Below are 22,103 nucleotides of genomic sequence, written 5' to 3' on the forward strand. Positions count from 1 at the left end.
TAAATAGGTCGCGGGGCGTGAATTGTGGCGCGTACAACAAACGATTTTATTCAGAATAGCATAACGCGAAAGATTTGAATATGGGAAAGCCAATCACGAAAAGTGTACTGCCCACCCCCTAACCGCTCGGCTCCGCACTACAGTCGGGCTTCGGTGCGCATGGTCGAGCCAGATAGGTACGCCAGTCACTCGGGGCTTAGAGCGCCCCAAGCGCCAGGCTAGCCTAGCTGCTCGACCATCCCGCGCACCTCCGCACCCTTTCTACTTGGTATATCCCTCCGATCCGACTTTTCGCCGCTTGCCGCCTTTTGCATCGGGTTCCGTGTTATTCTGCTTGTGAGAAAGTGCTTACATTAATGGAGGGACGAATATGGCAGTGACATGGCAAGGGGTGCCTGCGCAGTATCAACAGGCGCTAACGCAAGTGATCGATGGCCGCGATGGGGGAATCGACGGTCAGGTGCAAGTCGCGTTTCAACAGACGCCTGGACTCGCGATCGAGCGCGATGGCGATCAAGGCATGGTCACGTATCATAGCGAAGCGGACCTGCTCAGGGCGGCAACGCTGTGGCTGGGCCGGGCGAAAACAGAAACGGCGTTCACGGAAAGTCAGCGCGCCCGCTACGACACGGTCGGCGTGATGATCGATGTCGCCCGAAACGGCGTCCCAACCGTGGCCACGCTGGAATCCGCCTTTGTGCGCCTTGCGAGTTTGGGGTACAACGAAGTCTGGCTGTACCTGGAGGATATTTTTGAAGTGCCGGGCGAGCCGTATTTTGGCCTGCAACGCGGCCGCTATTCGCAGGCAGACCTGCACGAGCTGGCCGTTTTTGCCGATGGGGTCGGGATCACCTTGGTGCCGGCCATCCAGACGCTGGCGCATAACCGGGGGATGTTGCAGTGGCGTGCATTTGACGACATTCGCGACGCACCGGATTGTCTCTATGTTGAAAAGCCGGAGACGACGGCATTTTTGCGCCACCTCCTGAAGGCAGCTAGTGCCCCGTTTTTGACGAAGAAAATTCATATCGGCATGGACGAGGCGAACAGCCTTGGCCGCGGCGAGATGTTGAATGACCGCGGGCTGGTCGATCAAACTGAGCTGATGGTCGCGCATCTGAAGACGGTCGTGGGCCTATGCGATGAGCTCGGGCTTCAGCCGATGATGTGGAGTGACATGTGGTTCAAAATGGCCAGTGAACAGCATCGTCTGTACGACCCCGACACTGTTTTCACCAAAGAGTTGGTTGACTCGATTCCGCCCGTCGCCCAAGTTTATTGGGATTATTACAAAGATCGTGTCGAGCCATATGCGAAACTGTTTGACCTGCATAAAGACCTGAAGCAGGAGCTGATCTTTGCGGCGGGCGTGTGGACCTGGAACGGGATGGCGCCGAATCAGCAGACGATGCTGGCGACGCTGCGGGCCGGGATGCAGGCAGCTAGTGATGCCGGGGTCAAGCAGGTGATCGCGACGATGTGGGAGGACGACGGCGCCGAGGTGCCACTGGAGGCCGCATGGTTTGGCTTGCAGACGTTTGCCGAATATCAATATCATGATACGGTCTCATATGAGGAAGCCGCCCACGCATTTTCGCTAATGCAAGGCGAGGATGCGGCGAGCTTCATGTTGTTTGACCGCTTCGACAACCTCGAGCATCCCGATCGGCCGAACCTAGAGATGGATGACCCCAGCAAGATCGTGCTTTACGAGGATCTCCTGCTCCAGCGCTATCAGGTCAACTTGGCGCCGTTTGATATCAGCGGCTGGTACGCGAAGCTGGCGGTGGACCTGCGCGCGGCGCAAACAACGCCTAGAAGCGCTGCGATGTTTGCGCAGTACGCGTTGTTGGCGGACTTATTAAGTAAAAAGAGTTTGGCGCTGCAGGCCATTGCCACGTTGCCCGATGCTGGGGTGGGGGCTTTGCCTGCGGTACGCGCGGCGCTTGAGACTTATCGCACCGCGTTGACGACGTGGATTCCTGTTTTTCGTAAACAATGGCATGATGAGCGGCGCGGCGAAGGATACGAGATCATGGATCTGCGCCTGAACGGCTTGCTGGGCCGCATTGATACAGTCGAATACCGGCTGGATGAATGGGCGGCCGGGCGCGACGACCTTGCCGAACTCAAGGAACCCAAGCTGCCGATGGATAAATACACCAGTGGCCAGATCGGGCGCGGGCGGTATTACCAGATCTTCAGCGCAAGCGGCATCGGGCAAAATATGTAACAATCGAAGCCCGACAAAAACGACGACGTATCCGAAGTGGGTGCGCCGCCGTTTTGCGTTACCTCGTAAAATGTTTCACGAGAAACATTTTGAGCTATCAGTGTGATTGCGAGCCGCTTTGCTTGAATGCGTTGCCTCATCCTGTTGATGCCTGTAAAATCGTGGACTGTTGGAAATCCACAAAAACCGCTCGCAGCCTTTGCCGACTGCGGGCGGTTTCGTCATTCACGCGTTTGCACTAACGGATCATAGAATTGATGATAAGCCGCTTCAGACACGGCTGGGCCGGCCATCAAAACAGCGTACGGCACGCCCCATGTTGAATAGCGAATCTCACTGTCAAAGAAGCCATTTTTGAAGTAAAAATGCTGACGAGATAGCCGCTCAGCGGCATTTGGCGCAGCGGGGTCCGGCGTTTCGATCTCAAGCGCCAGCGTTTCCGGCAAACAGGCGTCTTTTAAAAGTGTGATCGCCTGACTGCCATAACCTTTGCCGCGCAGGCTTTCGTCGATGGCAAAATAGCCAAGCAGGTGCAAGCCATCGCGCGCAATCGTGGTGGCCAGCCCGATGAAAGTCTCATCATCGTTGAATGCATATAAGTGGGTGGTATAGCCAGGCCGTTGTTTATTTAACAGCACATCAAATTGAACCCGCTCAGCTTTGGGAAAAGCCGTTTCGTACAGCGATTGAATCTGGCTGGCAAGCGGATCGCCAGCGGAAATGGTGGTCATGGTGAGGGACATCAAGCGCCTCCTGCATTCGTGTTATTAAGATGATTATAACCGATTTCGGCAAGGAGGAGGGATGGCCCTGTGGAAGATAGCCGGCCAATCATGTGAGACAAACACAATTGGTGGGTCTTGTACGCCGTATCAAACATCTGTAGTATATTGGTTAATTATACGAAAAAAGAGGCGTCGCAAATGAGTCAGATGACGATCGGCGAGTTCTTCAAGAAAATGAGAAAAAACCGTGGCCTGACCCTTGAGGAAGCGGTGGCTGGCGCGCATTATTCGCCCGCTGCGTTGTCGCGGTTTGAACGCAACGAGACAGACCTCAGCGTTGAGGACGCGGTGCCCATCATCGCCAATCTGCAGATCACGGCGCCGAATTTCAAGCGCTTTATGGACAATAACGATGGCCAGCTGACCACACAGCTTTACACGGCCTTTTTTTCGCGCGACAAAGCGGCAATCGCAAAATTGGCCGCGGGGTTTGAGACGGCCCACAAAGACGATCATCGGCCAACAACTGATTATGCCCGCTTTTTATTTCGCATTTCCGCGGTCGACCACGACGCGCCCATTCACTTGAATCACCAACAAGAAGCCGCTGTAGCACGCTTTCTCAATCCGTTTCCAGGCTGGAACATTGGCGTCCATCAATTGACGATGGCGGCGGCGATGCGTTTTGCCAGTCAGGATCTGTTGGGGCTGATCACTGCGCGGCTCGACGCCTATCAACAGTTGTTCACGGCCGAGTCGATCAATGACTCGAAAATCCCGGATGCGGATTATGGCCTCTTGCTGATTCACCTTGTGGCGCGGCGGGAAATGGCCCTGGCAGCGCAGATGATGGCGGCGACCACGCGTTACCACGGGCTACGTATCGCGGTTCATGTGCCCGGACCGCTCAATGTGCTGGCGATGAACGGCGCGCCGTTTGTGCAATTTGCGCAGGCTGCCTATCGCTGGGCGAAAGCGCCGAATGAAACGGATGCCGCCGCGGCGCAGCGCGTGATCGATCAGGCGCGCGAGCTGATGGCGCCGGCCTTGGCGGATTATCTGGCGGCCATGTGGTCTTTTATCCGCGTTGGGCGGTCAAGTTGGCGTAATTTGAAACTGACGGCGTCGCCAGCCCTGACTGATTTTTCCCAGGTGGAATGGACCTTTAATGGCGCAACCATCGCAGCGGTGCGCAAACATTATCAGCTGACGCTTGAGGACGTCATCACTGACCGGACCGTGTCGTCGCAGTCTCGCTTTGAAAAAGGGGCGACGCAACTCGGCTTCCGCGCCGCGATCGGGTTGTTGCAAACGCTCCTGCTGGAACCCACGATGTTTTATCGAAACACCTTTTTGTCGACCTACATTGAGCTGGACCAACTATTGGCGCCAGCGTCGCCCAAGACTGGGGCGGCACGGCTGGCCGAAGTGCGCGAGGCTGTCGAAACGGCTTGTGCTCGCTTGCCGGAAAAACCGGCTGCGCTTCGTGATCTGAATAGGACAACATTTTGGATTCGTGGGGCTCAACGCCTGATGAACGAAGGGTTTTCCAGCGAGGAATCAGTTGCAGCAGGGTTTGACACCGATGTTTTTGCCGAGTGGGCGATGCGCGGGGTGCGCGGATTGACCCATGTGCAGCTATCGGACTTTATCGCTTTTTCCGAGTGTACCAATAGTCTCCCCGGGGAGCTGTCCTATGAAGGCTGGCGGATTCTTTTCTCGCACGCGGATTTTGACCTCAGCACCGCAGCGGTCTGCACCGATATGCTGGAGAATGTGGTCTTGAATCTCGCGCTCGATGGGCATGTTGACTTGATCTTGCAGCTGCAGCACGCCCTCGACAATCTCTGGCAGGACAAGGTGTGGATCGCGTCCAGCATGACCGTGGCCGTCTCCACGTGCCTTTTCCAAATGTACGCGGATCCCGCTCGCGCCGATGACTTGTGGGCGCTGAACAAGCGGCAACAGGAAGCGATGGCCGGCTTTGCCGAACGGAACGATAAGGGTAGCGTTTGGATCGGCAATACTTTTGAAGTCACGGAACGTTATGTCAAACCGGCTTTTGATGAATGGCGTGCAACTCACTAGCTTTTGAAAATTGATCCGTTAGCGATGCGGCCTCTGGTTTTGCGAGGTGTGGATCGCGACCGGCCATCAAAAGGAGTAGACCCATCAAGCTGATATCGCTTGTGGGACTACTCCTTTTTGCGTTAATCGAGGAGGGCGACAACATTGCCCGTGAAATCTCTTGAGCGTTCGGTGTCTGGCAACACTATCGATATCTTAGGATAGTCAACGAAATTGCTTAGAATATCAAGGCGCCATTCATAGTAATCTGTCGTATCGGAGCTGCTGGTGCCGGTTGACCCGCCGACCATGACACCGGTATCGCCAATCATCGTCCCCGTGCCAACGCTACTCGAAGAGGTCGAAGTGGATGAACCAGTATGTAAGTGCTCACGGGTTGCATGTTTGATATTCTCATTCGAATAAGCGACTAAGGTGCCCGTATCTTGATTCACAAAAGTGCACGCAGTCGACCCATAGAGCAGTCCCCAATCGCCATAGCGGTGAGTCCAATACTTACCATTCACAGTCAAAGGTACGACCGCTTTTAGTAGCTTATCTGTGTACCGATACCGGCCCTGAATCATATCTTCGCGTGCCTGCGAACGCGCGCGGCTGGCCCGGCGTCCCAAGAAGCTACTCCCACGGAAAACAAACAACAGGATGAAACAGATGAAGGCGACACCAAGTGATCCACCGGTCTCTGAAGTGAACATAAAAAAATTCCAGATAATAATAATCACGCAGAGCCAAAAGGCCACTCTGTAAATACTAAGCGTTGACTGTGTCTTCGCGGCCGTCTCGTTGTACTTCTTGATCAGCGCGCTACCTTCCGCTGACTGATCGAAAGGTGGCAACCCCGTTGCTTTAAACAGGTTCCAGTAACCCGGTAATGGAAATTTTGCCATAGATGTCCCTCCAGAAAATAATTGCGAATAACTGCTTTTATTTTATGGAGAATTCACGGAGTCAACAATAAGCAGCGGGGCCAAATCGACACAACTTGGTCCTAGTTTGCAGATATGCAAGTTAATGGCCTCGGAGACTGTCAGCACGCCCCGAAAAATTCCGCAGAATCAAACAGCGGCCAGCGCACACAAGCCGCTGGCCGCCAAATCGATTGCTTTATTTTTCTCTTGTAAACCAGTCGCGCACCGCGCTGGCCGTCTTGAGATCCAGATAGCGGACCTCAATGGCCTCGTTGCTATTGCCTTTGCGGACATTCACGGTCAAATGCGCGCGCCCCGGCTTTTTCATCCAGATGCTTTGCGCGAGCTCGACCGCTTGGACGTTGGCGCGGCGGACGAGGAAGCGTTCACGGGTAAAATAGTGGCCTGTCTCAAGCATCAATAGGTCCGGGGACACGATTGCCACACCGGCGCTGCGGCTGACATAACGGCCTTGGAAAAAGCCGAAGAGTAGGATGACTGCCGCAAGCACGAGGTAGGGTGCCAGCCAGGTCCGGGCAAAAATGCCGACTGCGAGGCCCCCTGCCAGCAGGATGCCCGCCCAGATCAGGACTGCGTTGCGAATGAATAGCCAGCGATTGCCGGCGGGGACGCGCCTGACATCTGGCACTTCTTCGGGCAGCCAATCAATGTAGGGCTGCATCGTCGTCAGCGCCGCGTCATCGCGCAGGACGGGCATCAAGACGAGCTCGTCATCGTCCTCATCCTGGCCGGCGTTGCTGGCGATTAGGACCTGGACCGTGGCGAGATGGAGCCACTGCCGCAAGATACTTTGTTTGATGCGCACCGCCTGCACATGGGCGCTGCGGACGCTGACGGTGTTGCGCTTAAAATAGCCTCGCGCTGTCGTCAGCTGCTGGGCGCTGCGTGTCAGGGTGAAGTGATAGAATTTTTGCAAAATACTGAGGTATGTCACCATCAGGCCCAGCAGTAAGGCGCCGATCACCAACGCCACGACGACCAAAAAAGCCAGGTGCGCCAGGGCATTGGCGGCGTCTGTCATCGCGTCGTCTGGGAGCCGTTGCCACAGCGCCAACAAAAAGACGATGATCGGCACGAAGCCAACGGAACTCAGCGCGTATAAATTGAGGTCATGGGCATTGATCTGATACGTTGGGTCGGCGGCGACGTCTTCCGGGTGCGTGATCGCCTGAAGCGCCTCGGCGAGCTCGGCGGTATGCGCCGCTTCCGGGTCTTTAGCTGGAGCGGTCGTCGGTTGTTTGCCAGTCCGCAACGCCTCGATCTGGTCGCCAACCGCCACCGGCACCGCCAGCAGGGAGGCCTCGGCTTCCTCATCTTTGTGGCTCGCCGTTTCGATCGTCAAAGACTCCAGCCTAAATGGCCTCATGAAAAACCATTGCTGGCGCTGGACAGTCTGAATCCTTGAATAGGGGATGTGCTGGGTTTTTTGCTCAAACAGGCCGGAATTGATGGTCAAGCCATCGTCGCCCACCAGGTAGGTGAACCGCCAGTAGCGCACAGCCACGGCAATCACGGTGATCACAATGATCGCCACCACGATCAGCCCGAGCCAGATCGTCCACCAGTCCAGTTTCGACGCGAGGGCCAGGACGGCGACCACGGCCCAAAATGCGCTGCGGAGTTCCTTAACGCCCATGCCGACTAGCGCCAGTGGGGCCAGATGCTTACCCTTCATCGCGTGCCTCCTTGGCCAGCAGGAGAATCTGGTCGCGGAGCTTTTCGGCCACCGGTTTCGTCAGCCCATCGATCTTGTGGCTGGTCGAAGCCGTCTCGATATTGACCTCCTGCAGCTGAAAATGCCGTAGAATTGGCCCGCTCGATAGCGTCACATTTTGCACTCGGGTGATCGGCACGGCTTCCTCACTTTGGATGATCGCGCCTTTTTGCATGTAGACCGCGGTATCCGTGATCCTGTACCGCCAAAATTGATAGCGGTACGGGACCAGGCTGAGCATGATGATGGGCTGCAATACGGCCAGCGCCGCAGGAAAGGCCAACAACCAAAGCGGCCAGTTCCACAAAATGTGGCCGGCAAACAATCCAGCGGCGGCGACCAACCACCAGAAAATGGTCAACAAGGCCGAGATCGTCCAGACTTTGCGTATCGCGGCAGGTAGTTTTTCTTGCACAGATGTATCCCCCTCGTCTGATTTCTGCGACCAGTATAGCATAGGGGGTTACCGATTCGTGGCCGGCGCGCCCACATAAAAACGCGGCGACCCGAATGACGGGCGCCGCGCTAGTTATGGGGGCGAACAGTTTTGTAAGGTAGGGCGGGAGAGGGGGAAAAGAGACTGAATCATGAGCGTCTCGTGCCACCGCTCCCACGGCCCTAATTAATTACTCAATCCGACAGCTTTCTTTGCCTCGTTGTTTGCCTCTTTCATTTCGGTGCTGGTCTCTTTGCGGGTATGGACGAAATAGAGGGTCATTTCGCTTCGCAGTTGCGCCATTTTGTCGCGGTAGGCCACGGCGGTTGGGTGGTTGGCTTGCCAGCGCCCGGTGCCCCAGCCTTCGATGCCATTGTAGTCATAAACAATGGTCAGTTCTTTGATGTTGGCCGCTTGCGCCTTTTTGAGACCGGCCAGCACGCCGGCCATTTCGCCCCCGTAATCGCGGAGGTTGAGCGTGATCTTTTCTTGACCGGCGCCGGAGATCACATCCGTTTTGCCATCTTGCGCCAGCATGCCGCCGTAGCCATACGTGCCGGTCTGCGGGTTGAACGCGCCGTCGACATAAAGGACAGCCGCAGTCTTGAACGTGAGCGGCGGGGTCACCTTGATCGCCGCCGCGCGCGCGACGATCTTGTCGTCGCCATCCACATCAACGTTGATCTGGTGCGTGTCTTCGGTGGTCAAAAGCAGGTCGGCGATCGGCCCCATCAACGCGTCGTCGATCGCACGCTCCAGCGGCCGGGCGCCGAGGTCGGGCTTGTAGCCGAGCGCCACGAGTTTGGTTTTAACGGCGTCGGTGAGCGACAGACTGATGCCCTGGCTCTCAAATAGCTGGTAGAAGTGCTTGAGCTTGATCTCCAAGATCTTGAACAGATCAGGCTTGCTGATCGGCTTGAACTCGATGATGTTTGAAAAACGGTTCTGCAGCTCTTTTGGAAACGCCTTGGTGAACGCCTCTGTGGAAAAGGCATAGTCGGCGCCGGCCTCGGTGTTGCCAAAGCCCATGTGCATATCACTGGGCGCCATTCCGGCATTTGAGGTGAAGATCATAATGTTTGAACGCAGAGAGAAAAGCTGCCCATCGCCTGCGGTCAAACGCGCGTCATCCAACATTTGCAGCATCAGATTCTGAACCGGCCGCGCCGCTTTTTCGAATTCATCAAACAAGAGAATCGCGTTGGGATGTTCACGCAGGGCGTTCGTCAATAACCCGCCTCGCTCGCTGTTTTTATAAACTGCTGCGATTCCGATCAACTTGAACACGCCATCTTCCGGATCGGAAAATTCGGACATGTCAAAACGCAGATACTCGGTTTCGCGGCCATACAGCGCCAGGGTCAACTGCTTGGCGAGCTCTGTTTTCCCCACCCCGGTCGGCCCAACAAACAGGAACGTCGCCAGGGGCCGGTGCGGGTTGTTCAGACCGACGCTGGCACGTGCCATCGCCTGAGCGACCGCATGGGTGGCCTGCGTCTGGCCGATCACGCCATCGTTGAGCGTATTTTCCAGGCCGAGAATGGATTCTTTGTTAAGGACGCTGGCTGGAAAAGTGTTGTAGCGCGTGGCCAGGGTGCCCTGCACCATTTCTTTCGTGATCGTGCCCGGGGCGTCCGCCGTGCCGGCAAATTCGCCGCCGAGTTCGTCCATCAGCAGAATCGCTTTTTCCGGATCCGGCAGGTTGGTCATGATCGCGCGGGAGCCGGACGCCAGCTGCACCAGCGCATCGGGCGCAAAGGTGACATGGTGGCTGGTTTCGTAGTGTGCGCTGAAATGGCGCAGGACATAGGCGACATCGCTGACGCCAAGTGTTCTGAGCGGCAAGAAGAGCGGGGCGGTCAGGCGAGACTTCTCAAAGGCGCTCGTCCTGTCTTCAAAATGTGGAGTGAACGCGGCGTCAGTGGTTTTGCTGCGAATCACTTTATACTCGGCCGGCGTCAAATGGGCGACGTAGATCAAGTCGTCTGCGCTCTCGGCGAGTTGCCAGCTGCTTGCGGTGAGAATACTCTTGTGCGCCAGGCTCGGCGACGTTGAGGCGGCCAGGTCATGCGCCAGTTGCGTGAGAAACAGCGTGTAGGCCAGCGTGGAGTCCGTGACAATGGTGAGCTTGGTGTTCGCGTCGCGCGCCAACGCGTTTTCCGCGCGCTCGCGGTCAGCCTTGAACAGATCCATGTCGTCAGGCCCGGGAATGACGAGCTTGCTCGCGGAACCGGGGCCGGCGAAAAATTGGAACGCTGCTTCTTCGTCTGGGCGCGGGTCGGCCGGCATCACATCCGCGGTCACACGGAACAGATTGATCAGGCCACCTTGATCCGTGTATTTATGAAACATCCGCGTGGCAGTGGCCATCAAGTCGGCGTTGGAAAACGTCCCCGTCGCTTCCTGGGCGACATCGCTAAAAACCGTATCAAAGTCGAGATCAAAATCATTTTCTGACATGAGGCGTCCTTTCTGAGGAAAAGGGTGTGGCGGCTCGCGGGATGGCGGGGTAGCTAACTTGGCTCGTGTGCGCATGGCGGACTTGGCCATACGTGCACAAGCCAGTTAGATATCCCCGCGATGCGAGCCGGAACCCAACTACAAAGGGTGTGGCGGCTCGCGGGATGGCACCAACCTTCTTAATCAGGCACCGGCGCTTCCCCCCACTTCCGAAAAAATCAACAAGGGTTTAATCCAAATCGATTTTACCCCATAATGAATGGGGAAACGATGACATATTTTGGCAAGTTGGGGGAACTGTGATGATCTCAGATGACAAAATGACTGAATGGGTCAAAGGCGTGCGCACCGAGTTTTCGGACCTGCGCGAAACGCTGTCAGACCAGCTGACCGGCTGGCAGTTGACCCTCAATAAACAAGCCGATTACGCCGGGCGCATTCATCCGTTGATGGAAGTGACCAGTCGCGTCAAGACGACCAGCAGTATTCTTGCGAAACTCCGTGATCCAGCCAAGCAACAGCTTGCCGGGGTCAGCCTGGAAGGACTGGACAACCAGGATGACTTTTTGAGCGCGGTCTTTGCGGTGGTGCCGGATGTGTTGGGTTTTCGTCTGTTATGCCCGACAACGGCCAGTGTTTTTTACGTGGTGGAAGCCTTGAAGGAGCGCCTGGCTGGGGCAGGGTACACGAACATCGCGGCGCTTGAGCGTAATTATGTCGCCCCGCGCCCGGAAGATGCAGACCCGGCTGATGTCGCCGAGTTTGCGGCGGATTCCAAGGAGGTCCAGCGCAACTACCATTCGTATCACTTCACGGTCCAGGCCCCGGCGCATGGGACGCTTGGGCTGGTGTTGCCGGTGGAGATCCAGGTGCGGACTTACGGGATGCATTTTTACGCCCAGATCGAACACGAGATCCACTACAAAGGCGAGGAGCCGCTGATCGCCGATCGGGCCGCGGCGGTCGAGGCGGGGCTGACGAAGATCGCGCCGGAGATCTATGCGCTGGATGACAAGTTCAGCCAGATCTACGAGGGCTATCTTGCGGCCAAGGAGACCCAGTTCTCGCTGGTGCTGGCGGTGTCGGACAACAAGTGGGGCGTGTCGGTCCTGGACGCCGGCGACCAGCGCATCGACCAGTTCGGCGGCACCGGGGATGCGGATGTCTCGCACATCCAAGCGGAGCTGATCGCCGCGGCCGCCGCCGTTGACTGGTGCCGGGAAAAAGGGTTGGCGGATCCGGCCGCGCGCACCTTCAGCATTTACTATGGCTGGGACAAGATCGCGGACCTCGCGGAAAAGCGGGCCAAGCCGAGTGCCTCGACGCGCAGCTATGTGACGGTGTTGCAGGCGGCGCTGGCCGAGGCGGACCGCACGCGCATCACGATCTTGTGGCGCTGGCTGGATGAGCATTACACCCCCAAGCAGATCGCGGCGTATCGGAAAATTCGCGGGAAGTGATGGCGTCGCGGGGGCGTGGCGGTGCAACGTTTGCTTTCTCTGGCTGTGTGACGCGCCCTTTTCATCGGGACCTGCCCCGCGCCCATTTAAATAGAAGAAAGGCGACAAATTGACCTCACGTTTAGCGGAAGATCTGACGACTGAACAGCTCCGAAAGATCGCCATGCATTTGCGGCCCGCGCTCACTATCACCGCGGTGCGCCCATTGGCTGGCGGTCTGTTCAATGCGGTCTATCTATTGACAACGACTGACGGCCCGCTGGTGTTGCGCATCGGGCCGGTGCACAGAGACCTTCTGTTGCCATATGAGCGTCACCTGATGCAGGCGGAGATGGTTGTGGATGACCTGCTGGGCCGTCGCCAGATCCTCGCCACCGATTTTTCCAAAACGGTGGTGGGTCGTGATCTCATGCTGCAGCGATATCTGCCTGGCCAGCCGCTGAGCGCCTTGATGGAAAAGGGACCACTGCCGGATGCGCTGCAGAACCAGCTCGGCCAAGCGGTGGCGCGCATTCACCAAGTGACCGCGCCCACCCAGCAGTTTGGCCGGGTCGCGCTTATGGCGGCGGATCTCGGCGAGCGCTTTGCGACATGGGGCGCGTTTTTGACCCACGAGATCTTGACCACGGCTTCACGGTTGGTGGCATGCGGGTTGTTGACGGGGGACCAAGCCGCGATGCTTGGTGATTTGTTTCGGCGTGAGGAAGAGGCGCTGAATGAGGTAGCCGAGCCGCATTTGGTGCACGCGGATCTGTGGTCGGGCAATGTGCTGGTCAGCGAAGATGGCACGCGCATCGTGTCCGCGATCGATTTTGACCGGGCAATCTGGGGAGACCCTGAGTTTGATTTTTCCCCGACCTGGGCGTTTGGTGCGGATCCGGCATTTGCGCGCGGGTACGGCGACGTGCCGGCTCACCCTCGGCGCCGGGCGCTGTACCAGATGGTGACTTGCGCGCTGGATGCGTATGTGTGGCAAGTGGAATATGGGGATGAGGCGCAAGCGCAAGTGAATCGGGAGAAACTTCTGAACCTGCTTGATGCGTTCGCGTGATTCAAAAAGAGGGGCGGATGCCTCTCTTTTTTATAGTGGATGATTATCAAATAGTATCAACTTTGGGGTTTGACGCAACAGGTGCTGTTATTAGAAGACTTATCCGTGATAAGTCATTTTTAGTGTATAAGATTTCATTTGCCCCTCCAAGACCGATAAGTTGTGAAAGCCTTGCCAATCTCGTATGCTCATTGTAAGGGAGATGGTTACGATGGAAATTGGAATTCCAAAAGAGATCAAAGTCAATGAGAACCGCATCGGGATCACGCCGACTGGGGTGCAGTTGTTGGTGGCGGCCGGCCATCATGTGATCGTTGAACGCGAGGCCGGCGCGGTCGCCGGATACAGCGATGCGGCGTATGCCGAGGCTGGGGCGACACTAGCCGATGCCGAAACGGCTTGGGCCGCAGCGTTAGTGATCAAGGTCAAGGAACCGCTGGCCAGCGAGTATCATTATTTGCGGCCGGATCTGGTCCTGTACACCTACCTACATTTGGCGGCGAATGCCGAGTTGACGGCCGCCCTGATCGAGCACGGCACCACCGCGATCGGTTATGAAACGATGACCGCCGCGGATGGCAGTTTGCCTGCGCTGACCCCGATGAGTCAGGTGGCCGGGCGCATGGCCGTGCTCATCGGCGGTCAGTTCCTGCAGACGCAATTTGGCGGCAAGGGCCTCCTGCTGACCGGCGTGCCCGGCATTCGTAAGGCCAACGTGGTCGTGATCGGCGGTGGGGTCGTCGGGAAAAATGCGGTGAAGGTCGCACTTGGCCTGGGCGCCAATGTCACCTTGCTGGATATTGCCCCCCATGTGCTCGCAAAAGTCGACGACGAGTTCGGTGGCCGCGTGCAGACCCTATTTTCCACCTCGGCCAGCATCGCCGCCGCAGTCAAAACGGCGGATCTGGTGATCGGGGCGGTGCTCATCACCGGGGCGCGAGCGCCAAAATTAGTCACCGAAGAAATGATCGCCAGCATGGCCCCCGGCTCAGTGGTGGTCGATATTCCGATCGACCAAGGCGGCATCTTCGCTACCTCGACGCACGCGACGACATTTGACGACCCAACCTATGTGGTGGATGGCGTCATTCATTATGCGGTCGCGAATTTGCCGGGCGCCGTGCCAAAGACGGCGACCGACGCGCTGACCAGCGTCACCATTCCATTTGCTAAGACACTAGCAGGCGGGGTGAAGCCGGCGCTGCAAGCCAGTCGAGAACTGTTTTCCGGCGTGAATGTGTATCAAGGGACGCTGGTCAATCAGGCCGTGGCGAAGAGCCTTGACCTGACCGCGAAAAATCTAGCAGAATTGCTCTAACGCAAAAAGCGCACGCCTCCGAGTAGAAGACGTGCGCTTTTGTTATACCCGCTAAAAGATCAAATAATACAGCCCGCTGAGGCCGATAAACGCGTAGATAAACGGCTTGACCTGTTTGAGTTCCCAGCGCGCTGACAGTTGGGCCGCGACCAGCGTGCCCACCACCGCCGCGGCCATGCCGCCCAGAATCAGTGGGAGATTCGCCGCCACCAGAATGCCCGAGTGAATGCGCACCGCGGTAATGTAAAACGTGTCCATGAGGAAAAAGCCTTGCAGGTTTCCCATATACTGCGGCGTGGTCTCAGCCATACTGAGAAAATACAGCGCCATCAAGGGGCCGCCGATGCCAAACAACCCGTTGAAGAAACCTGAGATGATCATGAACGCGCCGGCGATAAACCACGGGTAAGGATGCTCGCCCGCTGTTTTCGAAAAAATGAAGTAGATACTCAGTGCAATCAACAATCCGCCCAACAGTTTCCGCAAAAGTCCCGCGTCCAGCACGGTGCCCAGATGGACGGACCAAGTCGCCACCGCGGCGTAGACAACGAACGGAATGGCCACCTTGCGCAGGGAAAACGCGTGCCGATAATGCCACGCTAGCACGATCGTTGAACACAACATGATCACACCGCCAATGCCCGCTGCTCTTGCGATGGGGAAAACCGCTGGGAAAAACACCATCATGATGATGACCGACCCAAAGCCGGTGATACCTTGCACCAACGCCGCGAAAAATGATGGAATCAACACCAGTAACCACGCCACGCGCCCAACCTCCTTTTGTCCTTTCATAGTTTGGCGGGGGAAACCGCTTCTGTCAATTTTTCTTGGTGGCAAGTTGGCTTAGAACGAGAGGACAAGTGCGGCGACTTTCTCGAAAAAAGACTGGCCCCGAAAACAAAAAGACGGTCCGCACTCGCTGACCGTCCCAGGACACACTAAAGAGGCCTCGAGAGGCCCCATTTTTGAAATTTTCAGTTACGAACGTGCCGCTGTCTGCGCGGGGATGGGCGCCGCGCCCTATGTACCGTGTGTTCGTTACTCCACTGCACGCACACACGGTGATCCATCCGACCCATTTTGAACACCAGATGAAAATGGCATCCGTTGTTAACGCTTATACCCGAATCGCCAGACACGCGCCAGCGCGCTGGTGAGACAGGCCCCATGAGACTCAAGGGAAAGCTACGATCGTTCGGCAACCGGACAACGCCGGCAGGACCACCGAAGGAATTGGACAGGGGATCAGTGGGTTAGCAAGGCCCACACCTGCAATCGAGTTAACGCGGTTACTATAACACCGCTTTGGAATGCTGTCGACTATTTAGAACTTGCGGATGTATCCGATTACAAGCAACAAACCGCGCCATTAAAGGATTTTCAATTGACGACCGAAATCGCCACTAAAAATGACGATTGTGCAGCCTACCGTGCACATTTATGACCGCGCCGTTTCACCCGCCGGCCCACCCGCTCGCGCGAGAGTACAACGCCGTCAGTCAACAGGGATGACTTGTGACCGGCGCCGAAACTGGTACAATAAGGGCATTCTTTAATAAGGGGATTACATCATGAGCGAATACACCGTTAAGTTGAGTGAAGCGGACTACCAGATGATCCGCGATTGCCATTCCAAGAATGCCTCGATCATCAAGGCCTTGGATGAAGCAAAGAAGAGCGACAAGTAAGTAACAATAAATGGCGGCCACATTGCGAAAATGCGGCCGCTATTTTTTTGCTTTTTCTTGTGACCGTTTCCATCATCTGCTAAAGTCATCTTGAAAGCGATAGGAGGGACCAGCGATGATGAAATGAGCGCACAGATGAATTGTCATCCTAGGTAGTGCACTGCCAAGGGATGGACGCGCTCATTTTTTTCAAGATCCCGCAAAGGTCTGGCCAAAATGGGTCAGGCTTTTTTGTCGCATAGGGACGATTGGGTGAAAAAATGAAACTATCAACTTTACTATCATCGCGGCGCCGGCTGTGGCTGTTCTTGTTGGTGATACCAGTGACTGCCTGTATAGATGTCGCGACGTCATGGCTATTGCAGCTGATCACGGATGTCGTCACGCGCAAATACAACATGGCTTTTGGATTGTTGGTCGCCGTGGTGGTCGGCTATATCTTGATCGATGCTGTCGCGCTGGGAACGCGCAATGTCACGCAGGCACATCTATTGACTGATATTCAGGTCCATTTGCAAGACAAGTTGTTTGACGCAACGAGTCGCCTGTCATTAGGTGCCTTCACCGCCAATGACGCAGGCGTCTACCTCAATCATTTTGGGGAAGAGACCACAGAAGTTCGCAGCAAGTATTACGGGTCGATTTTTGACGCTTATGCTTTAGGATGGCAATTGGTGATCGCCTTGATCGGTACCTTGCTGATCAACCCCAAGATCACATTGGTCGCGCTTGCCCTGTGCGTGCCGGCATTGATCATTCCACGTGCGACCGCCCACATCTCTGAGCAAGCAGAGACCGCGCAGTTGGCTGCGTCACGCAAATTCAATAGCCTACTCACCGATTTTATTCATGGCTATCAGACGTTACGGCTCAATCTGCGTATTCCAGAATTCGGGGCACGTTTCAAGCGGCAGACTGCGGCATTTGGCCGAGCAGACCGGCATAACCGGAATGTCTCGGGCATCGTCAATGCGGTTCAGAATATGTGCCAGGATATCCAGTATTTTGGGACTTGGGTGGTTGGCGGCTTTTTCGTGTACCGTGGCACAATGTCGTTGGGCCAGCTGGTCGCATTCTCCCAATTAGTGATCTTCATCTCCTATCCGTTATTTGCGGCGGTCGATCTGTTGGCGGCTATGAATGCCGGCCGGGCGGTGAAAAAACAATTGAGCGCGTATCTTGCCTCGGCCCCAGAAGATACGACAGGGACATCGGCACTGCCGCTGGGCCAGATTCGGTATTCGAACGTCACGGTTCAAGCGGATGATCGCACAATTCTTTCTTCGATCACTGCGCATATCGACCCCACGGCAAAAACAGTGATCGTCGGCGCCAGTGGCAGCGGCAAGTCCACCTTGATGCGAAGCCTGTTTGGGTACTATGAGCATGTGACAGGCGGGATCACCATCGCTGGTCAGGAGACCAAAACCGCCGGCCAAGCTGCCGTTAGTTCAGTATTGGCGTATCTACCGCAGGATCCCTATGTTTTCAGCGGGACACTCAAAGACAATGTCACATTGTTTGCATCGGCTGAGGACGAAGATGTCGCCAAAGCGTTAAACGAGGCAGGCTTGGGTGACTGGGACAACAGATTGAACGAACCGTTGCACAACAATAATGGCCGATTGTCAGGCGGTGAACGGAAACGGCTAGGACTGGCACGATTAGCCTTAGGGAGTCAGCGTTTGCCAATTTACGACGAGTTGACCTCGGGCCTGGATCCGCTGCTTGCCGACACCATCGAACATCAACTGTTCGCGCGTGCGGGCGGCTTTGTCTATATCACGCACCGAGACAATCCCGAGGTATTTGAAAAGGCAACCCAGATCCTGGTCCTTTCAGCGGGCCATCTGATTGCTGCAGGGGCCATGACGGAGCCTGCCGTGACAGACGCGATGACTCAGATGGGCCTCTTGAGGAATCCGGCCTAAAAAAGAAGCCATCTTCTCGCAGCAACGCGAGGGGATGGCTTCGTTTTTATTGAATCGGTTTTGGTTTCGGCGCCGACTGCCACTTGCTCAGGCAGGCGCGGGCCACCAGCCAGGCCAAAAACGTGCCGATCGCGAGGGGCACCAAGGCGGTCGGATGCAGGTGGCTGACTTCAAAGAGCATGAACATCGCCATCAGGGGGGCCTGCTGGGACGCCGCGAGCAGCGAGGCCGCACCGAGGACCGCGACTTGCCAGATCGGCAGGCCGAGGCCAAGTTGCGCCAGCGCGATGCCGGCCGTCATGCCCAGCACCCCACCGATCGCGATACTCGGCGTCAAGGTCCCGCCAGCCGCGCCGGCGCGCAGGGTGAAAACAGTGACCAGTGCTTTGGCCAAGGCGGCAAGCAGGAAAAAGCCAATCAAGTTGGCCTGTGTGTTGGTCATTGCTGGTTCTGCCAGGGCGCGGCCATTGCCCATGATCTGCGGCATCTGCATCGCGATCAGTCCAGTGATGGCCGCCATCAGTGGCAGTTGCCACAGGAGGTTTTTGTCCCGCGTCGAATGCAGGGTGGCCCATCTAAAGCCCATCCGGAAAAGCGCGCCGACCACGCCGCAAACTGGGCCGAGCACCACCGCGATCAGCGCCACGCGCCAATCAAAAGCCCCACCGCCCAATGCGTAGTACGCGGCAAAGCCCCGGTGCAGCGAGCCGATCAGCATCGCGATCACCGCCATGGGCAAGCTGACGAGGACCGCGCGCAGATCCGCTTTTTTCAAAAGCAATTCGAGGGCAAACATCGTTCCGGTCAGTGGCGATAGGTAAATGCCGGCAAATCCCGCGCCGGCCGCGGCCGCGATCAACAGCCGCCGGTCCTCTTTAGACAGAGTGATCGCGCGCATTTTATGAAGTACGCGCTCCCAGCTTTGGGCGAGCATCGCGCCGAGCTCACGTGGGGCAAGCTCGCGGCCCACCGACCCGCCGACACTGACGTACAAGATCTGGGTGAGAACATGGACCGTTGTGGTGGCTGGCGGCATTTCCTTTTTTTCCAAAAGAGCCTGCGCGATGCTGACGGTGGGGCGCATGCGGCGCCGCATCAGATACCAGATCACCGCCGCCAAACAGCCGCCGATCAGCAGGCTCACCAGACGCCGCGTCGACCCCGCCGCCCAGGCTACCGGCTGCGCCGCGGTCTCGGTGAAGTTGAGAAAAAGATGCACGATGGCTTCGGCGATCAGGCCCAGCAAAAGCGACGCGAACCCGACACCGACGCCGAGCACAACGGTTGAAATGGCCAAAATTAGATCATGATGTTGCGATTTCATGTGGCAGCCTCCCGGAATTTCTTTTTCTACCTTATCGAGCAAAGGGCAAAATAGCAAGGGCCTTGGCAGCTGCAAGCAGTCCTCCATGCGGTAAGTGGGGTGGCGACTCACTTGCGCGCCCCCCTGGTCAGCAGTATCATTCGTGTGTGAATACAACTTTACGTGATGCGCAGAAAAGAGACTGTTATGTCAGACACTGAAGAATTGATGCAGCTCGTCACCCGCGAGCGCCAATATCGGGTGCGCCACGAAGATGCCAAGTTGGCCGCGCAATACTGGCCGGATGCGGCGGTCGAGACCTCTTGGCAGCGCGGTGGCGTCCAGAGTTTTGTCGCCCACGCCCCGGCGGAAATGGACACCGGCCTGCCGATTATCACCCGCGTTTGCGGGCCCGTGGTGCATCAGCGCAGTGCCACACGCGCCTATATCGAGGTCCCGACGATCTCCAACTATTGGGAAAGGCTCCATGGAAAAGAGGTCGTGCTGACGGAATATATGCGGCTTTTGGACCGGGCGGAAAAACGGGATGGTATCTGGAAGCTGGCGGGGATGTTGTCGATCTACGAAAGTGATAGCCTAGCCCCAGCAATTCCCGGCACGGCCCTGACCATCGACCCGGAAGCACTCAAGGGCCTGCGCCATCCGTATCGCTTTTTGGCCTACACGCGCCTAGAAGCTGGCGGCCAGATCAGCCAAGAGCTCTTAGGCATCGACCAACCAGACGCCCTGGCCGCCGCGTATCAGGAAGCGGAAGCGTGGGCGAAGGCCGGGGCATGACATCCTGCGTATCCGGAGAAAATTGGCCCACGAAAAAAGTCGATTCGGGCATCTGTTTTTCACGAAAACAGATGCCCGAACCGACTTTTTGAATCCAGAAGTTAACGAATCTCGCCGCCACGCGCCTTGATGATCTTTTTCCCAAAGGCACTGTTGTAAATGTGGGCCAGCTTGTCCGCAAACTCGGCGCGCGGAATCGCCTCGCCGAATAGCGGACTGCCAGGCTCGAGTACCAGCCCGAAGCGCAGTGGCCCGAGGTCGAAGGGGTCAAAGCCAAAGTCGCGCAGCACAGCCTCCACCACCGGCCGGATGTCGTCGTGGTCCGTCGCATACGCCATCGCCCGCGGCACATCGGGATGACGGTCGACTTCGATCTCCAGATCGTGGTAGCCCATGTGGTTGAACGCCTTGGCGACCTTGCTTTGGGCCAGATGCGCCTGGACGACCTCAGACGACGACTCGATGAGGCTGGAGATCGTATTCACGGTGCCATCGACCTCCGCCCAAAAATTCGTGGCGTCCAGCACAATCTTGTCCGCAAACGCCGCGGGCTCCAAGTCCTGCACGTGACTCAGCGGAATGGCGAGGATGATCACATCAGCCTGACGTACGACCTCGGCCGCCGAAAGAGTTGTGGCACCAGGCGCCAGGGTATCGATCACCCATTTGAGATCCGCGACGGAATGGCGGCTGCCAATCAAAATGGGCAGATCGCGCGATTCGCCGATGCGGGCCAGCGTCGAGCCGAGTTTGCCGGCGCCGAGAATGCCAATGGTTGGTTTGTCTGTGTTAGGCATTATCGTCATCTCCCAGCAGTTCCTTGACCCGCGGCACGACCTTTTCGCCAAAGTTGCGGATGGTGGCTTCGCGCTGGTGAATCAGCTGGCCGCCTGTGCCATAAACCAGGTCGAAGCGCGACATGTCCAGTGCCTTCATGTTATGCGCGATCTTTTGGGCGACCTGTTCCGGCGTGCCGACATAATAGGAGCCCTTGTCGATCTCGAATTCAAAGCGGTCGCGCGTCATCGGTGCCCAGCCGCGATCGATGCCGATGCGATCCATTTCGGCCCGGATGTATTTCCAGCCAACCTCGACCGCTTCGTCGGCATCGTCCAAAATAATGCCGTGGGCGTGCATGCCAAGTGGGTGCTCAGGCATGCTGAGCTGCGCGGCGGCCTTGTGATACAAGTCGACATACGGGCGGAAGCGCACCGGCTCGCCGCCGATGATCGCGATCACCACTGGAATGTTGTAGTGGACCGCGCGGATGATCGACTCAGGCGAGCCGCCGACCGCCAAGCTGGTGGGAATCGTTTCGCCACTTGGCAGTTTTGGATAAACCGTGGTGTCGGTGAGCTTCTGCGTGAATTCACCCTTCCAGTTCATTGGCTTGCCCTCGAGCAATTTTTGCCACATCGCGATCTTCTCGATGAAGAGCTCATCGTAATTTTCAAGCGAGTAGCCGTACAGGGGAAAAGACTCAGTGAATGAGCCACGGCCCAGCATGATCTCCTCGCGCCCGTGTGACAGGCCATGCAAGGTGGAAAAGCGTTCGAACACGCGCACCGGGTCGTCGGAGGACAACACGGTGACGGCGGTGCCCAGCTTGATGTGGTTGGTCACTGCGGCCATCGCCCCGAGCACGACCTCGGGACTAGAGATCGCAAACTCGCTGCGGTGATGCTCACCCAGCGCGATGCGGTCGAGGCCGAGCTTGTCTGCCAAGACCGCCTCCTTGACCACCTGACGCAGCGTCTCGTCGCCGTCCATGGCCGTGCCATCATCATGGAACCCAATATCGCCGAATGTGTTCAAGCCGAACTCATATTTTTTCGTCATCCTGTTGTCCTCCGTCTTCTTACTTTTAGTAAGTACATTTATAGTTTAGCAGGAAAAAACGCAATTGCAACCCTGTTTTTGTTTGAACTCTATCGGGGGGGGGGTTACCCCCGAGACTTCTGGTTGA

The 22,103-nt window shown here is 56.9% G+C and carries 16 protein-coding genes; 7 read left to right on the top strand and 9 right to left on the bottom strand.

The features are described 5' to 3' along the window. Window positions 1-370: 370 nt before the first annotated feature. Window positions 371-2,233, top strand: a complete 1,863-nt coding sequence (locus tag JUE67_RS03480) for a beta-N-acetylhexosaminidase (protein ID WP_203626289.1) — start codon at window positions 371-373, stop codon at window positions 2,231-2,233. Window positions 2,234-2,454: 221 nt separating this feature from the next. Here the strand turns inward: JUE67_RS03480 and JUE67_RS03485 are convergent, their stop codons facing one another. Next, window positions 2,455-2,976 (bottom strand): GNAT family N-acetyltransferase, encoded by a 522-nt coding sequence (locus tag JUE67_RS03485; protein ID WP_203626288.1) that lies wholly within the window; start codon window positions 2,974-2,976, stop codon window positions 2,455-2,457. A gap of 180 nt (window positions 2,977-3,156) precedes the next feature. On the opposite strand from JUE67_RS03485, the gene JUE67_RS03490 reads away from it, so the two are divergent. Beyond that, window positions 3,157-5,046, top strand: coding sequence for a helix-turn-helix domain-containing protein (locus tag JUE67_RS03490; protein ID WP_203626287.1), 1,890 nt, complete (start codon window positions 3,157-3,159; stop codon window positions 5,044-5,046). A 122-nt stretch (window positions 5,047-5,168) separates the two neighbouring features. Here JUE67_RS03490 and JUE67_RS03495 read toward each other — a convergent pair whose 3' ends face one another. The 4 genes from JUE67_RS03495 to JUE67_RS03510 all read right to left on the bottom strand — a co-directional run bounded on the left by JUE67_RS03495 (window position 5,169) and on the right by JUE67_RS03510 (window position 10,585). After that, on the bottom strand, window positions 5,169-5,933 hold the full coding sequence (locus JUE67_RS03495; protein ID WP_203626286.1) for a hypothetical protein: 765 nt from the start codon (window positions 5,931-5,933) through the stop codon (window positions 5,169-5,171). Between the two features lie 217 nt (window positions 5,934-6,150). Beyond that, complete coding sequence (locus JUE67_RS03500; RefSeq protein ID WP_203636975.1) at window positions 6,151-7,650, bottom strand: PH domain-containing protein; 1,500 nt, start codon at window positions 7,648-7,650, stop codon at window positions 6,151-6,153. After that, window positions 7,640-8,104 (bottom strand): PH domain-containing protein, encoded by a 465-nt coding sequence (locus JUE67_RS03505; RefSeq protein WP_225877875.1) that lies wholly within the window; start codon window positions 8,102-8,104, stop codon window positions 7,640-7,642. The genes JUE67_RS03500 and JUE67_RS03505 overlap by 11 nt, the downstream gene beginning before the upstream one ends. Before the next feature lie 207 nt (window positions 8,105-8,311). Further along, window positions 8,312-10,585 (bottom strand): AAA family ATPase, encoded by a 2,274-nt coding sequence (locus tag JUE67_RS03510; RefSeq protein ID WP_203626283.1) that lies wholly within the window; start codon window positions 10,583-10,585, stop codon window positions 8,312-8,314. A 302-nt stretch (window positions 10,586-10,887) separates the two neighbouring features. Here JUE67_RS03510 and JUE67_RS03515 point away from each other — a divergent pair, with 302 nt between their 5' ends. The 3 genes from JUE67_RS03515 to ald all read left to right on the top strand — a co-directional run bounded on the left by JUE67_RS03515 (window position 10,888) and on the right by ald (window position 14,414). After that, window positions 10,888-12,045: a RelA/SpoT-related domain-containing protein gene (locus tag JUE67_RS03515; RefSeq protein ID WP_203626282.1), complete on the top strand. Its 1,158-nt coding sequence runs from the start codon at window positions 10,888-10,890 to the stop codon at window positions 12,043-12,045. Between the two features lie 109 nt (window positions 12,046-12,154). After that, the gene (locus tag JUE67_RS03520) at window positions 12,155-13,096 is read left to right on the top strand and encodes a phosphotransferase family protein (protein ID WP_203626281.1); all 942 of its coding nucleotides are present in this window, start codon (window positions 12,155-12,157) and stop codon (window positions 13,094-13,096) included. A gap of 211 nt (window positions 13,097-13,307) precedes the next feature. Next, window positions 13,308-14,414, top strand: a complete 1,107-nt coding sequence (gene ald, locus JUE67_RS03525; RefSeq protein WP_203626280.1) for an alanine dehydrogenase — start codon at window positions 13,308-13,310, stop codon at window positions 14,412-14,414. Window positions 14,415-14,465: 51 nt separating this feature from the next. Here ald and JUE67_RS03530 read toward each other — a convergent pair whose 3' ends face one another. Then, a complete protein-coding gene (locus tag JUE67_RS03530; protein ID WP_203626279.1) occupies window positions 14,466-15,182 on the bottom strand; it encodes a sulfite exporter TauE/SafE family protein in 717 nt (238 codons plus the stop codon). A gap of 1,183 nt (window positions 15,183-16,365) precedes the next feature. On the opposite strand from JUE67_RS03530, the gene JUE67_RS03535 reads away from it, so the two are divergent. Further along, entirely contained in the window at window positions 16,366-18,036 is a 1,671-nt protein-coding gene (locus JUE67_RS03535) for an ABC transporter transmembrane domain-containing protein (protein ID WP_203626278.1), read from the top strand. Window positions 18,037-18,082: 46 nt separating this feature from the next. Here the strand turns inward: JUE67_RS03535 and JUE67_RS03540 are convergent, their stop codons facing one another. Beyond that, entirely contained in the window at window positions 18,083-19,360 is a 1,278-nt protein-coding gene (locus JUE67_RS03540; protein WP_203636976.1) for a chloride channel protein, read from the bottom strand. Between the two features lie 186 nt (window positions 19,361-19,546). On the opposite strand from JUE67_RS03540, the gene JUE67_RS12680 reads away from it, so the two are divergent. Then, a complete protein-coding gene (locus tag JUE67_RS12680; protein WP_225877874.1) occupies window positions 19,547-20,137 on the top strand; it encodes a hypothetical protein in 591 nt (196 codons plus the stop codon). Window positions 20,138-20,238: 101 nt separating this feature from the next. Here JUE67_RS12680 and JUE67_RS03550 read toward each other — a convergent pair whose 3' ends face one another. After that, the gene (locus JUE67_RS03550) at window positions 20,239-20,934 is read right to left on the bottom strand and encodes an NADPH-dependent F420 reductase (protein ID WP_203626276.1); all 696 of its coding nucleotides are present in this window, start codon (window positions 20,932-20,934) and stop codon (window positions 20,239-20,241) included. Continuing rightward, window positions 20,927-21,976: an LLM class flavin-dependent oxidoreductase gene (locus JUE67_RS03555; RefSeq protein WP_203636977.1), complete on the bottom strand. Its 1,050-nt coding sequence runs from the start codon at window positions 21,974-21,976 to the stop codon at window positions 20,927-20,929. Before JUE67_RS03555 ends, JUE67_RS03550 begins: the two co-directional genes overlap by 8 nt. Window positions 21,977-22,103: the final 127 nt, after the last annotated feature.

This window comes from Lacticaseibacillus mingshuiensis (genome assembly GCF_016861785.1).
Lineage (GTDB): Bacteria > Bacillota > Bacilli > Lactobacillales > Lactobacillaceae > Lacticaseibacillus > Lacticaseibacillus mingshuiensis.

What these genes read in the sequence shown, in the direction of transcription:
- JUE67_RS03535 (WP_203626278.1), top strand. Translation starts at nt 16,366, where the DNA reads ATGAAACTATCAACTTTACTATCATCGCGGCGCCGGCTGTGGCTGTTC.
- ald (WP_203626280.1), top strand. Translation starts at nt 13,308, where the DNA reads ATGGAAATTGGAATTCCAAAAGAGATCAAAGTCAATGAGAACCGCATC.
- JUE67_RS03500 (WP_203636975.1), bottom strand. Translation starts at nt 7,650, where the DNA reads ATGAAGGGTAAGCATCTGGCCCCACTGGCGCTAGTCGGCATGGGCGTT.
- JUE67_RS03490 (WP_203626287.1), top strand. Translation starts at nt 3,157, where the DNA reads ATGAGTCAGATGACGATCGGCGAGTTCTTCAAGAAAATGAGAAAAAAC.
- JUE67_RS03515 (WP_203626282.1), top strand. Translation starts at nt 10,888, where the DNA reads ATGATCTCAGATGACAAAATGACTGAATGGGTCAAAGGCGTGCGCACC.
- JUE67_RS03555 (WP_203636977.1), bottom strand. Translation starts at nt 21,976, where the DNA reads ATGACGAAAAAATATGAGTTCGGCTTGAACACATTCGGCGATATTGGG.
- JUE67_RS12680 (WP_225877874.1), top strand. Translation starts at nt 19,547, where the DNA reads ATGTCAGACACTGAAGAATTGATGCAGCTCGTCACCCGCGAGCGCCAA.
- JUE67_RS03550 (WP_203626276.1), bottom strand. Translation starts at nt 20,934, where the DNA reads ATGCCTAACACAGACAAACCAACCATTGGCATTCTCGGCGCCGGCAAA.
- JUE67_RS03540 (WP_203636976.1), bottom strand. Translation starts at nt 19,360, where the DNA reads ATGAAATCGCAACATCATGATCTAATTTTGGCCATTTCAACCGTTGTG.
- JUE67_RS03510 (WP_203626283.1), bottom strand. Translation starts at nt 10,585, where the DNA reads ATGTCAGAAAATGATTTTGATCTCGACTTTGATACGGTTTTTAGCGAT.
- JUE67_RS03495 (WP_203626286.1), bottom strand. Translation starts at nt 5,933, where the DNA reads ATGGCAAAATTTCCATTACCGGGTTACTGGAACCTGTTTAAAGCAACG.
- JUE67_RS03485 (WP_203626288.1), bottom strand. Translation starts at nt 2,976, where the DNA reads ATGTCCCTCACCATGACCACCATTTCCGCTGGCGATCCGCTTGCCAGC.
- JUE67_RS03480 (WP_203626289.1), top strand. Translation starts at nt 371, where the DNA reads ATGGCAGTGACATGGCAAGGGGTGCCTGCGCAGTATCAACAGGCGCTA.